At 69.6% G+C, this 14550-nt stretch carries 16 protein-coding genes; 11 read left to right on the forward strand and 5 right to left on the reverse strand.

Annotated features, from left to right (window positions below):
- The first annotated feature begins 2 nt into the window (after positions 1–2).
- Both hpaD and ACWGJP_RS04660 read left to right on the forward strand, forming a co-directional pair.
- Complete coding sequence (gene hpaD / locus ACWGJP_RS04655; RefSeq protein ID WP_452328582.1) at positions 3–998, forward strand: 3,4-dihydroxyphenylacetate 2,3-dioxygenase; 996 nt, start codon at positions 3–5, stop codon at positions 996–998.
- A gap of 52 nt (positions 999–1050) precedes the next feature.
- On the forward strand, positions 1051–3576 hold the full coding sequence (locus ACWGJP_RS04660; protein WP_452328583.1) for a DEAD/DEAH box helicase: 2526 nt from the start codon (positions 1051–1053) through the stop codon (positions 3574–3576).
- A 38-nt stretch (positions 3577–3614) separates the two neighbouring features.
- Here ACWGJP_RS04660 and ACWGJP_RS04665 read toward each other — a convergent pair whose 3' ends face one another.
- Genes ACWGJP_RS04665 through ACWGJP_RS04675 form a run of 3 tightly spaced genes read right to left on the reverse strand, consistent with a single transcriptional unit; the run spans position 3615 to position 5823 of the window.
- Entirely contained in the window at positions 3615–4565 is a 951-nt protein-coding gene (locus ACWGJP_RS04665) for a D-alanine--D-alanine ligase family protein (protein WP_452328584.1), read from the reverse strand.
- Positions 4562–5671 (reverse strand): alanine racemase, encoded by a 1110-nt coding sequence (gene alr / locus ACWGJP_RS04670; RefSeq protein ID WP_452328585.1) that lies wholly within the window; start codon positions 5669–5671, stop codon positions 4562–4564. The genes ACWGJP_RS04665 and alr overlap by 4 nt, the downstream gene beginning before the upstream one ends.
- Positions 5671–5823, reverse strand: coding sequence for a hypothetical protein (locus ACWGJP_RS04675; RefSeq protein ID WP_452328586.1), 153 nt, complete (start codon positions 5821–5823; stop codon positions 5671–5673). Before ACWGJP_RS04675 ends, alr begins: the two co-directional genes overlap by 1 nt.
- Positions 5824–5910: 87 nt before the next feature.
- Between ACWGJP_RS04675 and ACWGJP_RS04680 the strand changes: the two genes are divergently transcribed.
- Complete coding sequence (locus ACWGJP_RS04680) at positions 5911–6594, forward strand: response regulator transcription factor (RefSeq protein ID WP_452328587.1); 684 nt, start codon at positions 5911–5913, stop codon at positions 6592–6594.
- Between the two features lie 10 nt (positions 6595–6604).
- Positions 6605–7663 carry a sensor histidine kinase gene (locus ACWGJP_RS04685; protein WP_452328588.1) on the forward strand — a complete coding sequence of 353 codons (1059 nt, stop codon included), beginning with the start codon at positions 6605–6607 and terminating at the stop codon, positions 7661–7663.
- Between the two features lie 57 nt (positions 7664–7720).
- Here ACWGJP_RS04685 and ACWGJP_RS04690 read toward each other — a convergent pair whose 3' ends face one another.
- Positions 7721–8371: an FMN-dependent NADH-azoreductase gene (locus ACWGJP_RS04690; RefSeq protein ID WP_452328589.1), complete on the reverse strand. Its 651-nt coding sequence runs from the start codon at positions 8369–8371 to the stop codon at positions 7721–7723.
- 76 nt (positions 8372–8447) lie between these two features.
- Between ACWGJP_RS04690 and ACWGJP_RS04695 the strand changes: the two genes are divergently transcribed.
- Positions 8448–8786 (forward strand): winged helix-turn-helix transcriptional regulator, encoded by a 339-nt coding sequence (locus ACWGJP_RS04695; protein WP_452328590.1) that lies wholly within the window; start codon positions 8448–8450, stop codon positions 8784–8786.
- Positions 8787–8920: 134 nt separating this feature from the next.
- Here ACWGJP_RS04695 and ACWGJP_RS04700 read toward each other — a convergent pair whose 3' ends face one another.
- Positions 8921–10438, reverse strand: a complete 1518-nt coding sequence (locus ACWGJP_RS04700; protein ID WP_452328591.1) for an SDR family NAD(P)-dependent oxidoreductase — start codon at positions 10436–10438, stop codon at positions 8921–8923.
- Between the two features lie 256 nt (positions 10439–10694).
- Here ACWGJP_RS04700 and ACWGJP_RS04705 point away from each other — a divergent pair, with 256 nt between their 5' ends.
- From ACWGJP_RS04705 to ACWGJP_RS04730, 6 genes are all read left to right on the forward strand, one after another.
- Complete coding sequence (locus tag ACWGJP_RS04705) at positions 10695–11759, forward strand: M4 family metallopeptidase (protein ID WP_452328592.1); 1065 nt, start codon at positions 10695–10697, stop codon at positions 11757–11759.
- Positions 11734–12093, forward strand: coding sequence for a protealysin inhibitor emfourin (locus ACWGJP_RS04710; RefSeq protein ID WP_452328593.1), 360 nt, complete (start codon positions 11734–11736; stop codon positions 12091–12093). Before ACWGJP_RS04705 ends, ACWGJP_RS04710 begins: the two co-directional genes overlap by 26 nt.
- Before the next feature lie 80 nt (positions 12094–12173).
- Positions 12174–13076 (forward strand): VOC family protein, encoded by a 903-nt coding sequence (locus ACWGJP_RS04715; protein ID WP_452328594.1) that lies wholly within the window; start codon positions 12174–12176, stop codon positions 13074–13076.
- Between the two features lie 34 nt (positions 13077–13110).
- Complete coding sequence (locus ACWGJP_RS04720) at positions 13111–13329, forward strand: hypothetical protein (protein WP_452328595.1); 219 nt, start codon at positions 13111–13113, stop codon at positions 13327–13329.
- A 60-nt stretch (positions 13330–13389) separates the two neighbouring features.
- On the forward strand, positions 13390–13968 hold the full coding sequence (locus ACWGJP_RS04725) for a sugar O-acetyltransferase (protein WP_452328596.1): 579 nt from the start codon (positions 13390–13392) through the stop codon (positions 13966–13968).
- Positions 13968–14513, forward strand: a complete 546-nt coding sequence (locus tag ACWGJP_RS04730; RefSeq protein WP_452328597.1) for a TetR/AcrR family transcriptional regulator — start codon at positions 13968–13970, stop codon at positions 14511–14513. Before ACWGJP_RS04725 ends, ACWGJP_RS04730 begins: the two co-directional genes overlap by 1 nt.
- Positions 14514–14550: the final 37 nt, after the last annotated feature.

Genomic DNA, 14550 nt, shown 5'->3' on the forward strand with positions numbered 1-14550 from the left:
CCATGCTCCCCACCACCAACGACGCCCCGCCGTTCACCTTGACTCGAGCGAGCCACGTGCGGCTCGGCGTGACCGATCTCGCCCGCAGCCGCGACTTCTACCGCGACGTCATCGGCCTCGTCGTCACCGCCGAGACCGATGACGCGATCTACCTGCGGGGTCTCGAAGAAGCGGCGCACCACAGCCTCGTGCTCGAGCGCACCGCCGAGCCGCAGGCGTTGCAGGTGGGCCTGCGGGTGCGCACCGATGACGACATCCTCGCGGCCGAGCGCCACTTCGCCGCCAGAGGGATCGAGCACGAGCGCGTCGAGCTGCCGCATCAGGGCCCGACGATCCGGTTCCGCGACTCGGTCGGCACCCGACTCGAGCTGACGAGTTCGATGGACGTCGTCGAACGCAAGATGCAGCGGTTCGACGAGTTCCGCTCCGCGTTCCCGCAGCGCCTCGATCACTTCCAGGTGGTCACCTACGACGTCCAGACCGCAACGGACTTCTGGGCGGGCCTCGGCATGCGCATGGCGGAGTACACGGCCGCCGACGGCACGGATGAGCTGTGGGGCACCTGGCTCGAGGTGAAGGGCAACACCCACGACCTCGTCTTCACCAACGGGCGCGGCCCTCGCCTGCATCACTTCGCCTACACGGTGCCCGACGCATCCGCTCTCCTCCATGCCGCGGATGTCTGCGGTGCGACCGGATTCGGCAGGGAGATCGACCGAGGGCCGGGCAGGCACGGGCTGAGCAACGCCCTCTTCCTCTACGTGCGCGACCCCGATCAGCACCGCATCGAGCTCTTCACGACGCACTACCAGTTCATCGACCTGGAGACGCCGCCGATCCGCTGGGATGTCAGCGATCCCCAGCGTGCGCAGCTGTGGGGCATGCCTGCATCGGAGCGCTGGTTCTTCGAGGCGAGCGAGTTCCCCGGAGAGCAGGTCCGCGAGCCGCTGCTGAAGGCCAATCCGGAGACCCTCGAGGAGTACCTCAGCCTGCACTGATCCCCTCGCCGACGCAGCCGCCCGCCGGCGAGTAGGGGATGATCGAAGGATCATGCCTGTCGCGCTCTCCCCCTCTCTCGTCCCCGATGGCGCCGATCCGGATGCCGTCTACCTGGCGTTCGTCGAATGGGCGGAGTCGACCGGCATCAGCCTGTACCCCGCACAGGACGAGTCCGTCATCGAGATCGTCTCGGGCAACAACCTGATCCTGTCCACCCCGACGGGCACGGGGAAGTCGCTCGTCGCCATGGCGGCGCACTTCGCGGCTCTCGTGGACGGCCGCCGCAGCTACTACACGGCTCCGATCAAGGCTCTGGTCAGCGAGAAGTTCTTCGCGCTGGTCGACGTCTTCGGCGCGGACAACGTCGGCATGGTGACGGGCGATTCATCCGTCAACGCGGATGCTCCGATCATCTGCTGCACGGCCGAGATCCTCGCGAATCTGTCGCTGCGCGAGGGCGCCGACGCGTCGACGGGGCTCAGCGCAAGCGCAGTCGGCCAGGTCGTGATGGACGAGTTCCACTTCTACGCCGACCCGGATCGCGGCTGGGCGTGGCAGGTGCCGCTGCTGGAGCTGCCCCAAGCGCAGTTCATCCTGATGTCGGCGACGCTCGGGGACGTGTCGGAGCTGGCGGCGGACCTCACCCGCCGCACGACGAGGGAGACGGCGACCGTCACCGGCGTCGAGCGCCCCGTGCCGCTGCACTTCTTCTACGAGACGACCCCGATCCACGAGACCATCGAGGATCTCCTGAACACCGGCCAGGCGCCCGTCTACATCGTGCACTTCTCCCAGGCGGCCGCCATGGAACGCGCTCAGGCGCTGTCGAGCACGAAGATCGCCACGCGGGAGCAGCGCGACGAGATCGCCGACCTCATCGGCGAGTTCCGGTTCACGACGTCCTTCGGCAAGACGCTGTCGCGCTTCCTCCGCGCCGGCATCGGCGTGCACCATGCGGGGATGCTGCCGAAGTACCGGCGCCTCGTCGAGCAGCTCGCGCAGCGGGGTCTGCTGCGCGTGATCTGCGGCACGGACACGCTCGGCGTCGGCATCAACGTGCCCATCCGCACCGTTCTCCTCACGGCTCTGACGAAGTTCGACGGCACGCGGATGCGCCAGCTCAACGCCCGCGAGTTCCATCAGATCGCGGGCAGGGCGGGCAGGGCAGGCTTCGACACCGCGGGCACCGTGGTCGCTCAGGCCCCCGAGCACGAGTCGGAGAACATCGCCGCCATCCGCAAGGCGGGAGACGACCCCAAGAAGAAGCGCAAGATCATCCGCAAGAAGGCCCCCGATGGCTTCGTCTCCTGGGGGGAGCCGAGCTTCCAGAAGCTCATCGCGGCGACGCCGGAGACGCTCACCTCCCACATGCAGATCACGAGCGCGATGATGCTCAACGTCATCGCCCGCGGCGGCGACGTGTTCGGTAATATGCGCGCACTGGTATACGACAACCACGAGCCGCGCTCGCGCCAGCGCATCCTCGCACTGCGCGCGCTGGGGATCTACCGGACGCTCCGCGAGTCCGGTGTGGTCGAGCAGGATGCCGACGGCATCCACCTCACCGTCGATCTGCAGCCCAACTTCGCCCTCAACCAGCCGCTGTCACCCTTCGCGCTGGCCGCCTTCGAGCTGCTCGATCCGGACGACGCCGCATTCGCGCTGGACATGATCTCCATCGTCGAATCGACCCTGGATGATCCGCGCGCGATCCTCTCCCAACAGGAGTTCCTCGCCCGAGGCGAGGCCGTCGCCGCCATGAAGCAGGAGGGCATCGAGTACGAGGAGCGGATGGAGCTGCTGGAGCAGATCACCTATCCGAAGCCGCTCGAGGAGCTCCTCGGCGCCGCCTTCGAGACGTACAGCGCCGCCCAGCCGTGGATCCGCGACTTCGAGCTGCGTCCGAAGTCGGTCGTGCGCGACATGTACGAGCGAGCCATGTCGTTCGGGGAATATGTGGCGCAGTACAAGATCGCCCGCTCCGAGGGCGTCGTGCTCCGCTACCTCTCCGACGCCTACCGGGCCGCTTCCCAGACCATCCCCGAGGAGCTCAAGAACGAGGATCTCCGTGACCTCATCGAGTGGCTCGGCGAGCTCGTGAGGCAGGTCGACTCCAGCCTGCTCGACGAATGGGAGGAGCTGCGTTCCGGCGTGGACAACGGCTCCTTCAACCGACCCGACAACGCTCCGATCGTTCCGCCTGCGCCCAAGCGGCTCACCGGCAATGTGCGCGCGTTCCGCATTCTGGTGCGCAACGAGCTCTTCCGACGCGTGCAGCTCGCCGCCAGGGAGGACGTCGACGCCCTCGCCGAGCTCGATCCGGACTTCGGTGCGAAGGGATGGGATGCCGCGCTGGACGCGTATTTCGCCGAGCACGACGAGATCTTCACGGGCGGCGACGCCCGCAGCTCGAAGCTGCTGCTCATCACCGAGGGGCAGACGCAATGGTCGGTGCGGCAGATCCTGGACGACCCCTCCGGCGATCACGACTGGGGGATCTCGGCGACGATCGACCTCGCCGCATCCGACGAGGCCGGCGAAGCCGTGGTGAGCGTCACCGCCGTCGACCGGATGTAGTCCGGGCTGCCCCGCCCCGTCTGCCGAATAGCCCGCTCCTACGCCAGCGCCGCGCGCACCATCCGGTCGACGAGCTCCGGATACCCCACCCCCGCGGCGGCGAACATCCGCGGCACCTGCGATGCGGCGGTCATGCCCGGCATCGTGTTGACCTCGTTGAGCACCGGCCCGTCCGCGGTGAGGAAGAAGTCGATCCTGGCGACGCCATCGCAGCCGAGCGCCTCGAACATGAGCACGGCCGCCCGCTCGAGCTCCGCCCGCTCGACAGGATCGATCACGGCCGGCACGGTGAAGCGCGCGGACCCGTCGTACTTCGTGGTCGTGTCGAAGAATCCGGCGGCGTGGATCTCCAGCGGGGGTGCGGCGAAGCATCCGCCGTCGGCATCGCGCAGCACGGCCACATCGATCTCGCGGCCCTGCACGACCTCCTCGACGAGGATGCGCTCATCGAACCGCGCCGCCTCCTCCAGCGCCGCACGCAGCCGACCGCCCTCGGCCACCAGACTCACCCCGTAGCTCGAGCCCTCGGATGCCGGCTTCACCACCACCGGGCCGTCGTACTCCACGCCCTCGATCTCCGTCGCGCGGACGAGCACCCCTCGGGCCGTGCGGATGCCTACCGCCTCGGCGACGAGCTTCGTCGCCCACTTGTCCATGCCGAGCGCACCGGCGCGCAGCCCGGAGCCGACCACCGGCGCGTGCGCGAGCGCGCACAGCGCCGCGAGCGTGCCGTCCTCGCCGAGCGGGCCGTGCACCACGGGGAAGACGGCGTCGGCGGCCTCCACGAGCTCCAGCGCTGCACGGAGCGACAGCGCCGGCGTCGCTCCGAGGTCGGCATCGGTCGTGCGCCAGATGCCGTCGGTGCCGATCGTGACCTCGACGACGTCGTAGGAGCGCTCGCGGAGCGCAGCCGCGATGCCGGCGGCGGATGCCTTCGACACCTCGTGCTCGGCGCCCTCTCCTCCCCCGATGACGAGAACCTGCGTCATGCCACGCTCCTTCGTACTCTGGGCCCGATGCCCGTGATGATCGTGTGCGGGATCGTGCCCGCCCAACCTGCCCAGTCTTGGAGCGTCGGGACCGCACCCCCGCCCGGCCCGAAGATCGTCGCGACCGTCCCCTGCGGGACGGCGATGTCCCCGGTGGCGACGATGATCTGATCCATGGACACGCGACCCACGATGGGGTGCCGCAGCCCCCCGATCTCCACACCGGCATCCGGCGAGAGCTCCCGGGGGATGCCGTCCGCATAGCCGACGCCGATGACGCTGAGGTGCGTCCCTCGGTCGAGGATGTGCGCGGCACCGTAACCGACCGGCGTACCCCTGTCTGCGAAGCGCGTGTGCACGACGGGCGCGCTGAGGCGGGCCGCGGCGTTGAGTTCGGTGGTGCCGGAGGGATCGATGCCGGCGAGCCCTGCCCCGACGCGTACGAGGTCGAAGTGCGTGGCCGGGTCGGTGAGCACTCCGGCGGTCGCCGCGAGATGCGTGGTCAGCGGACCGAGCCCCGCGCGCAGCGCGGCGTCGCGCGCATCCCTCATCCTTCGCACGGCGGGCGCGTTGGCGGAGGGATCCGCCTGATCGGCGAGCGGGAGGTGCCCCATCATCCCGGTCACGCGCAAGCGACCGCTCCGCTCGGCGTCGCGTGCGGCATCGAGGAGGTCCGGCCACTCGGCGAAGGCGCACCCGCCACGCGCCATCCCGGTGTCCATGTTCAGGTGCACGTGCAGCGTCGAACCATCCGGCACCAGGGTGCTCAGCGCGCGCAGCTCGGATGGCGAAGAGACGGCGACCTCGATGTCATGTGCCACGGCCAGCTCGACGTCGATGCCGCCGGGATGCAGCCAGGCCAGCACAGGAAGCGTGAGCCCCGCCTCCCTCAGCTGCGCGCCCTCGCCGATCTCGGTCACTCCGAACGACACCGCCCCAGCGCGCTCTGCAGCGCGCGCCACGGGGATGAGCCCGAGGCCGTAGCCATCGGCCTTCACGACCGCCATGACCCGAGCGGAGGTCCTTCCCCTCAGCATCGCGAGGTTCGCGACGACGCCCTCGGAGAGGGTCTCCAGCGTCGGTCGCGCTGTCACTTCGACGTGCATCACTCGACCTTAGCCGCGCGCGTGCCGCGCTCCGTGCTGAACGACACGGTGTCGAGGGCCGTAACGACCGCACGGTGCGCCATGATCGGAGCACCGGCCTTCCCCGCGCCACGGGTCGTGAGGGCGCGCCGAGGAATGCGTCTGCTGCTCATGCATCCAGTGCATCGTCGTTCGTGTTGCCGCGTCGTATGCGCTTCTTCATATGCTCGCGATACGCCGCCGTGCGTAGGATCGACGCCATGCGCGTGCTGATCGTCGAGGACGAGACCTACCTCGCGGAGGCCGTCCGCGACGGCCTCCGCCTCGAGGCGATCGCCGCGGACATCGCCGGCGACGGCGACGCCGCCCTCGAGCTGCTGAGCATCAACACCTACGACCTCGCCGTGCTCGACCGTGACATTCCAGGGCCGTCCGGCGATGAGGTCGCGCGCTGGATCGTGGCATCCGGCAGCGGCATCCCGATCCTCATGCTCACCGCGGCCGACCGGCTCGACGACAAGGAGTCGGGCTTCGAGCTGGGAGCCGACGACTATCTGACCAAGCCCTTCGAGCTGCGCGAGCTCGTCCTGCGGCTTCGGGCGCTCGACCGTCGCAGGGCCGTCGTACGACCGCCGGTGCGCGAGATAGCGGGACTGCGGCTGGATCCCTTCCGCCGCGAGGTGTTCCGCGACGGAAGGTACGTCGCCCTCACCCGCAAGCAGTTCGCGGTGCTGGAGGTCCTCGTCGGCGCCGCGGGCGGCGTCGTGAGCGCGGAGGAGCTCCTGGAGCGGGCATGGGACGAGAACGCCGACCCGTTCACCAACGCCGTGCGCATCACCGTGTCGTCCTTGCGCAAGCGCCTTGGCGAGCCGTGGATCATCCGCACCGTGCCCGGTGTCGGCTATCGCATCGACGAGGAAGGCGAGCCGGATGCCGGCGACTAGGCGAGCCGGCATGAGCGCCAGGCTCAGGCTCACGCTGAGCTACGTGGCCGTCGTCGTGATCTCCGGGCTCCTGCTGCTCGCCGTCGTGGCGGTGTACCTGCTCAGGTACGTGCCGGACGGGCCGATCAGCGCCCAACGGTTCGTCCCCAATCGCGGCGATCTCATCCGCGCGTTCCTCCCGCCGGCTGCGGCGGCGATGTTCTTCCTTCTCGTCCTCGGCGTCGTCGGAGGGTGGTGGCTGGCCGGGCGGATGCTGGCGCCGCTGTCCAGGATCGGACGCGTCGCGGATGCGGTGTCAAAGGGCTCGCTGTCTCAACGCGTGTCGCTGGAGGGGCCGAAGGACGAGTTCACAGAGCTCGCCGACGTCTTCGACTCGATGCTCGACCGGCTCGAAGCCCAGCTCGCCGAGGAGAAGCGCTTCGCGGCGAATGCCTCGCACGAGCTGCGCACTCCTCTGGCGATCACGCAGGTGATGCTCGACGTCGCCCGGTCGGATCCCGATCGGAACGTCGATGCCGTGCTGGCGCGGCTCCAAGAGGTGAACACCAGAGCGATCGAGCTGACCGAAGCTCTCCTGCAGCTCAGCCGCGCGGAGCGCGGCTTCTCGCGGAGCCAGGTCGATCTCTCGCTCGCCGCGGAGGAGGCCGTGGAGACGCTGGTTCCGCTCGCCGACCGCAGGGGCGTCCGGATGGACGTCGGCGGCGATGAGATCGCCGTCGTCGGCTCCGCGGCGCTGCTGCAGCAGCTCGTGACCAACCTCGTGCACAACGCGATCGTGCACAACGTCGCCGAGGGCCTCGTCGCGGTGCGGACGAGGGCTCAACCAGGGGCGGTGGCGCTGGTCGTCGAGAACTCCGGTCCCGTGCTCTCCGGTGAGCTCATCGAGACGCTGACGGAGCCCTTCCAGCGCGGCGCCGCCCGCACGCGCGACGACGATCACGTCGGAGTCGGCCTCGGCCTCGCGATCGCTCGGCGGATCGCCGAGGCGCACGACGGATCCCTCGTGCTCTCGCCGCGCGAGGGCGGCGGGCTGATCGCCACGGTGTGGCTTCCCCGCACAGGCGGGTGACGTGTCGTCGGCTCGGCTGACGACACGTCCCGCCCGGACGGTGCACCGCAGTACGGGTCAGGCCGCGTTGCGGGCCGCCGCGATCTCCCGGCCGTAGGTGCGGGCGTCGGTCTCGGCGGCGTCCTTGAGCTCCTGTGCCATGTCGGCGAAGGCGTCCATGGCCGGGTTCACGCCGACGAGCGTGAACGGACGCTCCACGACGCGCAGGTCGAGACCCCAGACGTCCTCGAGCACGCGGCGCAGCCAGCCGGTGGAGTGGTCCCAGCCCTCCTTCGGCGTGCCGGCGGCGTAGTTGCCGCCGAGGACGGTGACCAGCGTCGCCGGCTTGCCGTTCAGCGCGGTGCCGGTCGGATCGATGCGCTGGTCGGTGTAGGCGAGGTCGAACCAGGTCTTGAAGTGCTGGGAGACGCCGTAGTTGTACAGCGGCACGGCGAAGAGCAGGGCATCCGCCCCGATGAGCTCATCGGCGAACGTGGCGGCGAGCTTGCGCGCGGCCACCTGGGTCGGGGTGCGCTGCGCCTCGTCGACGAATCCCGAGGTGACGGCCTCGGCCCACGCGGTGGCAGGCACGGGCTCGAGCGCGAGGTCGCGGCGGGTGACCTCGGAGTCGGGGTGCGCTGCGGTCCATTCCGCCTCGACGATGTCGGCGAGCGAGCGGCTGGCGGAGGTCGCGGGCAGGATGCTGGCATCCAGGCGGAAGAGCGACATGACATTCCTTTCACTTTTCGTAGTCGCTCTGTTTTTCTTAGCGACTAGCGACAGCGTAGCACGGTAGACTGACGTCATGGCCGAGTCCGAGGAAGGCGTGCACGTCTGCGACGCCGCGGTGACCCTGGCCTTCAGCGTGCTCGGAAAGCGCTGGAACGGCATGATCGTCTCCGCGCTCGGCGGAGGGCCGGCAGCCTTCGCCGCGCTGCGTCGCTCCGTGGCAGGCATCAGCGACACCGTGCTGTCCGACCGGCTCGCGGAGCTCACGCAGACGGGTCTCGTCGAGCGCACCGTCGAGGCCGGGCCGCCGGTGTCCGTGACCTACGCACTGACCGGCAGCGGTCGCGGCCTGCTGCCCATCCTCGAGCAGCTCGGGGACTGGGCGTCGGCGAACCTGGGCGCCCCCGCGCACTGAGCCCCGCAGCATCCGGCATCCGCCGGCCGCACTGGGGGCCGACACGCCAGATGTCGGACCGATCTCCGGCATCCGTCCGACATCTGGCGTGTCGGCCACCGGACTTGCGCGCGTTCAGCGGCAGCGAGCCTGGCTCACCAGGGGTTCGGCTTGTAGTCCTTCAGGAACACGCCGTACAGGTCGACGCCCGCCTCGCCCTGCACGATCGGGTCGTACACCCTGGCGGCGCCGTCGACGAGGTCGAGCGGTGCGTGGAAGCCCTCTTCGGCGAGGCGCACCTTCGTGTAATGCGGGCGCTCGTCGGTGATCCACCCCGTGTCGACGGCGGTCATGAGGATCCGGTCGGTCTCGAACATCTCCCCCGCACTCGTGCGGGTGAGCATGTTCAGCGCCGCCTTGGCCATGTTGGTGTGCGGATGCCCAGGGCCCTTGTACCGGCGGGAGAACTGTCCCTCCATCGCCGAGACGTTCACGATGTACTTCTTGTCGAACTCCGAGGCCGCCATCGAGGCCCGCAGCCGGCTGATGAGCAAGAACGGCGCGGTGGTGTTGGCCAGCTGGACCTCGAGCATCTCGAGGGGGTCGACCTGGTCGACGGACTGCACCCAGCTGTTCACCCGGTTGACGTCCGGGACGAGCCCGCCCGCGTCGATGGCGGTGCCGTCGGCGTGCTTCTCCAGCGACGACGATCCAGGAGCCATCGCGAGGGATGCCAGCTCGGAGGCAGTGAGCGCCTGGCCGCCCTGTTCGGCGACCGTCCCGGCGAGGGCTGCGACGGAGAGCAGCGGGTGCGCGTCCACCGACGCCTGCAGCGCCTGCGGGTGCGGGTCGGCCGTGTGCCCGAAGGTCTCCATCTCGGGGAGCGGTCCGTCGGGGAGGGGCTGCAGCTCGGCATCCGCCAGCAGCGAGTACGCGCCGGGCGAGCGGCGAACCGTCTGCGCGGCGTTGTTGATGAGGATGTCGAGGGGGCCCTGGGCTGCGACCGAGTCGGCGAGGCCGATCACCTGCGCCGGGTCGCGGAGGTCGATGCCGACGATGCGCAGGCGGTGGATCCAGTCGGCGGAGTCGGGCAGCGAGGTGAATCGGCGCACGGCATCCCGCGGGAACCGCGTGGTGATGGTGAGGTGCGCGCCGTCGCGCAGCAGCCGCAGCGCGATGTACATGCCGATCTTGGCGCGGCCGCCGGTGAGCAGCGCGCGGCGACCGGTGAGGTCGGTTCCCGCGTCGCGCTTGCCGTGGCTGAACCGGGCGCAGTCCGGGCACAGTTGGTGGTAGAAGGCGTCGACCTGCGTGTACGGCTGCTTGCAGATGTAGCAGTTGCGCGGCTTCAGCAGCGTGCCGGCCGTCGGCGCCTCGGTCGACACGGCCAGCGGGATCCCCCTGGTCTCGTCGTCGATGCGGTCCGGCGCGCCCGTGGCGGTGTTCGCGACGACGGCCTTGTCGGCCTCGGCGATCGCGTCGCGGATCTCCTTGCGACGCACGCGCTTGGCGGCCTTGAACATGCCCGCGGTGGCGCGGCGCACGGTGATGAAGTCCGGGTGCTCCTGATCGAGCTCGTGCAGGGCGCCGAGCACGCGCAGCGTCGTAGCGAGATCGTCGGGGTCGATGCCGCTCTTCGTCTCGTCGAACACGGGTCCGCTGGCATCGGTCATTGCACCGATTCTACGCGAGGGCCCTGGGCCGGCCCTTGGCTCCGCTCCCCCGGACTCGATTCCGCGGGCGACGCGCCACCTCGGGACGCCTCGCACCTGGGACGTCTCGCACCCCGGGGGCCGACACGCCAGATGTCGGACGAAACGCCGCCCAAGGTCCGACACACGGCATGTCGACCCCCGAACCGCCGCGCGGATCCCGGATGGCGGATGGCGCTGCGCGCGCCATGTCGGATGCCGCGCGTATCGTCGCAGCATGAGCACTTCGAACGGCATCGTCCCCGCCTACCTGCTCGCGCGTCTCGCCGAGTCGGGCCGCTTCCCCCGCGCCGCGGATGCTGCGCGCCAGACGCTCCTCGCCGGGCGGCCGCCCTTCCGCGCTCGCATCACGCTGTCGATCGACGCCGACGGATCGCTCGTGGCCGAGCTGGGCGACGCCCCCGACCGCACGGTCAGCGACGCGCAGAACACCGAGAAGCTGCCCGGCGTCATCGTCCGCAGCGAGGACGACGATCCGGTCGGCGACGCCGCGGTGAACGAGGCCTTCGACGGCCTGGGCTCCACTTTCGACCTTCTCCTCGAGGCGTTCCGGCGCAACTCGCTCGACGACGCCGGAGCCCCGCTCGACGCCACCGTGCACTACGGCACCGACTACGACAACGCCTTCTGGGACGGTGAGCGGATGGTGTTCGGCGACGGGGACGGCGAGGTGTTCCGCGGTTTCACCGGCTCGCTTTCCGTGATCGGCCACGAGCTGGCGCACGGCGTGGTCCAGCACACGGCGGCTCTGGAGTACCAGGGGCAGCCTGGCGCACTCAACGAATCGATCGCCGATGTCTTCGGGGCGCTGACCGAGCAGTTCGCCCAGGGGCAGACGGCCGCCGAGGCGAGCTGGCTGATCGGCGAAGGCATCTTCACCGACGAGGTCCAGGGCGCGGCACTGCGATCGATGCTCGAGCCGGGTACGGCCTACGACGATGACGAGCTCGGCAAAGATCCGCAGCCCGCGCACATGAGCGACTTCGTCACGACGACCGAGGACAACGGCGGCGTGCACATCAACTCCGGCATTCCGAACCGCGCCTTCGCCCTGACCGCCCGTACGCTCGGCGGAAACGCCTGGGAGCGTGCCGGCCGCGTCTGGTACGCCGCCCTCACCGGCGGCTTGCCCGCAACCGCGGATTTCCGGAGGTTCGCGGATGCCACTGCGCAGGCCGCGACGCGCCTGTACGGTGAGGACTCGGAGGTGCTCTCTGCCGTCCGCACGGCGTGGACGGCGGTGGGCGTGTACGAGGATGAGCGATCCGGCCGGCGACGCTGAAGTGACGATCGTCGTCGTCCGCACGGGCGGCTTGGCCGGACTGCGGCGGCGATGGCAGGTCGATGCTTCGGCAGCCCCCGGTACGCCATGGTCGACGCTCATCGAGCGGTGCCCATGGGATGCTCCGCATGTTCCGGCACCCGGTGACGGTCATGCCGACCGCTTCCTGTGGTCGATCCGCGCCTACACCGGTCAGACGCAGAGGGAGCGCGAGCTGCGCGAGGCAGAGGTCGAGGGCCCCTGGCGGGAGCTCGTCGACGCGGTACGAGCATCCGGCGCGCGCATCGAGGAGCCGGATGCCGATGACGACGCCGCCCCCGGCACGACCTCCTGAGCTCGTTCCGGCCCTTGCGCGGACGGGATGACCGGCGCAGGCTGGATCCGACACCACCAACGACGGCGAGGGAGCCGACCATGACGCAGCGGATCATCCCGAATCTCTGGTTCGACAGGAGCGCCGAGGATGCCGGCGACTTCTATGCATCGGCCCTCCCCCGCGCATCCGCCGTCGTCACCGCCCGCTATCCGGATGAGGTGCCCGAATGGCAGCGCGACTTCGCAGGGCAGGCCCTCACGGTGGACGTCGACATCGACGGCTACCAGGTCACCCTCATCAACGCCGGCGACGAGTTCCGTCCGAACGCGTCGATCTCCTTCATGCTGAACTTCGACCCCCTCCTCCACGGCGGCGATCGCGAGGCAGCGGCACGGGCGCTCGACGACACCTGGGCCGCGCTATCGGCGTCGGGGAACGTGGTGCTCGACCTCGGCGAATACCCGTTCAGCCCGCGATACGGGTGGGTGGAGGATCGGTACGGCGTGAACTGGCAGCTCATGCTCACGGATCCGGCCGGGGATCCTCGTCCGTTCGTCATTCCGCAGCTGCTCTTCGCTGGCGAGGTGCAGGGCAGGGCGCGGGAGGCGGCCGAGTTCTACGTGTCGCTGTTCGAGGACTCGGGGCTCGGATTCGTGGCCGAGTACCCCGCCGCGACCGGCCCGGCGTCCGCCGGTGAGGTGATGTTCGGCGAGTTCCGGATCGCGGAGCAATGGTTCGCGATGATGGACTCCGCGGTCGACCGGGATGCACGGTTCACCTGCGGCGTATCGCTCGAGGTGCGCTGCGCCGACCAGCGCGAGATCGACCGCCTCTGGGGCGCGCTCAGCGCGGTTCCGGAGGCGGAGGCGTGCGGCTGGCTCGCCGATCGGCACGGCGTGAGCTGGCAGATCGTGCCGGAGCAGATGGCCGAGCTGATGCGTCGACCTGGGGCGTACGAGCACATGATGTCGATGAAGAAGCTGATCATCGCCGACTTCTGAGCCGGTTCACCGCGCGGACGCGCACAATAGGGCTATGGGAATGTTCACGCAGCGCCCCGAGGATCAGAGCGCATGGGCCGCGCTTCCTGGTGAGCCGTCGACGCCGGATGGCGTCGACGCGCTGTCCGCTCCGGTGGTCGATCCGCTCAGCGTCGGACTCGGCGCCTCGGTCGAGTCGATCGTCTTCCCCGTGACTCCGCCGGCGCCCGAGGCATCCGATCATGCAGAAGGGGAGCCCAAGGACCCGGCGTAGCCCCACTCCCCCGGCCGATCTCTCCTGCGGCCGCGGTCCTTCATGTGTACAGTTGTACATATGAAGGATTACTTCGCCGACGATCCCCGCACGAACCATGAGCGGATGCTCGCCGGCGACCTGTACATCGCCGACGATCCTGAGATCGAGGCCCGGTCGGCGCGAGCTGCGCGCCTGGCCGACCTCTACCACCGCCAGGTCATCGCGGGTGACCCAGCCGCACGAGGCTGGCTCTCCGACCTGATCGGCGACCTTGCCCCGGATGCCGTGATCCGTCCTCCGCTGTTCGTCGACTACGGCGAGCACATCACCATCGGCGCGCGCACCTTCATCAACTTCAACCTGACCGCGCTCGACGTCGCACCGATCACCATCGGCGCCGACTGCCAGATCGGGCCGAACGTGCAGCTGCTCACCCCGACGCATCCGATCGAACCCGAGCCGCGACGGGACAAGCTCGAAGCCGCCAAGCCGATCGTGATCGGCGACAATGTCTGGCTCGGTGGAGGCGTGATCGTCTGCCCCGGCGTCACGATCGGCGAGAACAGCGTGATCGGAGCGGGCGCCGTGGTCACCCGCGACATCCCGGCGAACGTCGTCGCCGTCGGCAACCCCGCCAAGGTCGTGCGGAGCATCTGATGCCGACGAACCCGCGGTACGACCCCGAGCGGCGCGACCGCATCGTCGAAGCGTGCCTGGAGGTGATCGCCGAGAGGGGCGTCGCCGGCACGACGCACAGGAAGGTCGCGGCGGCGGCGGGCGTGCCGCTGGGATCGATGACCTATCACTTCGCCGGGATCGACGAGCTGCTCCGCGAGGCCTTCACGCGCTTCTCGCACGAGATCGCCGACGGTTTCGAAGCGCGCTTGAGCAGGGCGACCACGAGGGATGCGGCCAAGGACGCGGTGGTTGCACTCATCGAGCACGACGTGTTCGCCGGGCGCCGTGAGCTCGTGCTCTCGCACGAGCTGTACACGCTTGCCGCACGTGACGAGCGCTATCGGGAGCTGACGAGCGCGTGGATGGCCCGCAGCAGGGCGGCACTCGAGCGGCACTTCGATCCGGCGACCGCACGCCTGCTGGACGCGATGATCGAAGGCATCAGCATCCACAGCGCCCTCGACGTCGAACCGCTCGAACGCACCGTACTGCGCGAGGCCGTGGATCGGATCGTCGGCGACTGACCGGGCCAGGTCGGCGTCGGCGCGTCGCCCCGCCGAA

It is taken from the genome of Microbacterium sp. NPDC055903 (genome assembly GCF_053615555.1).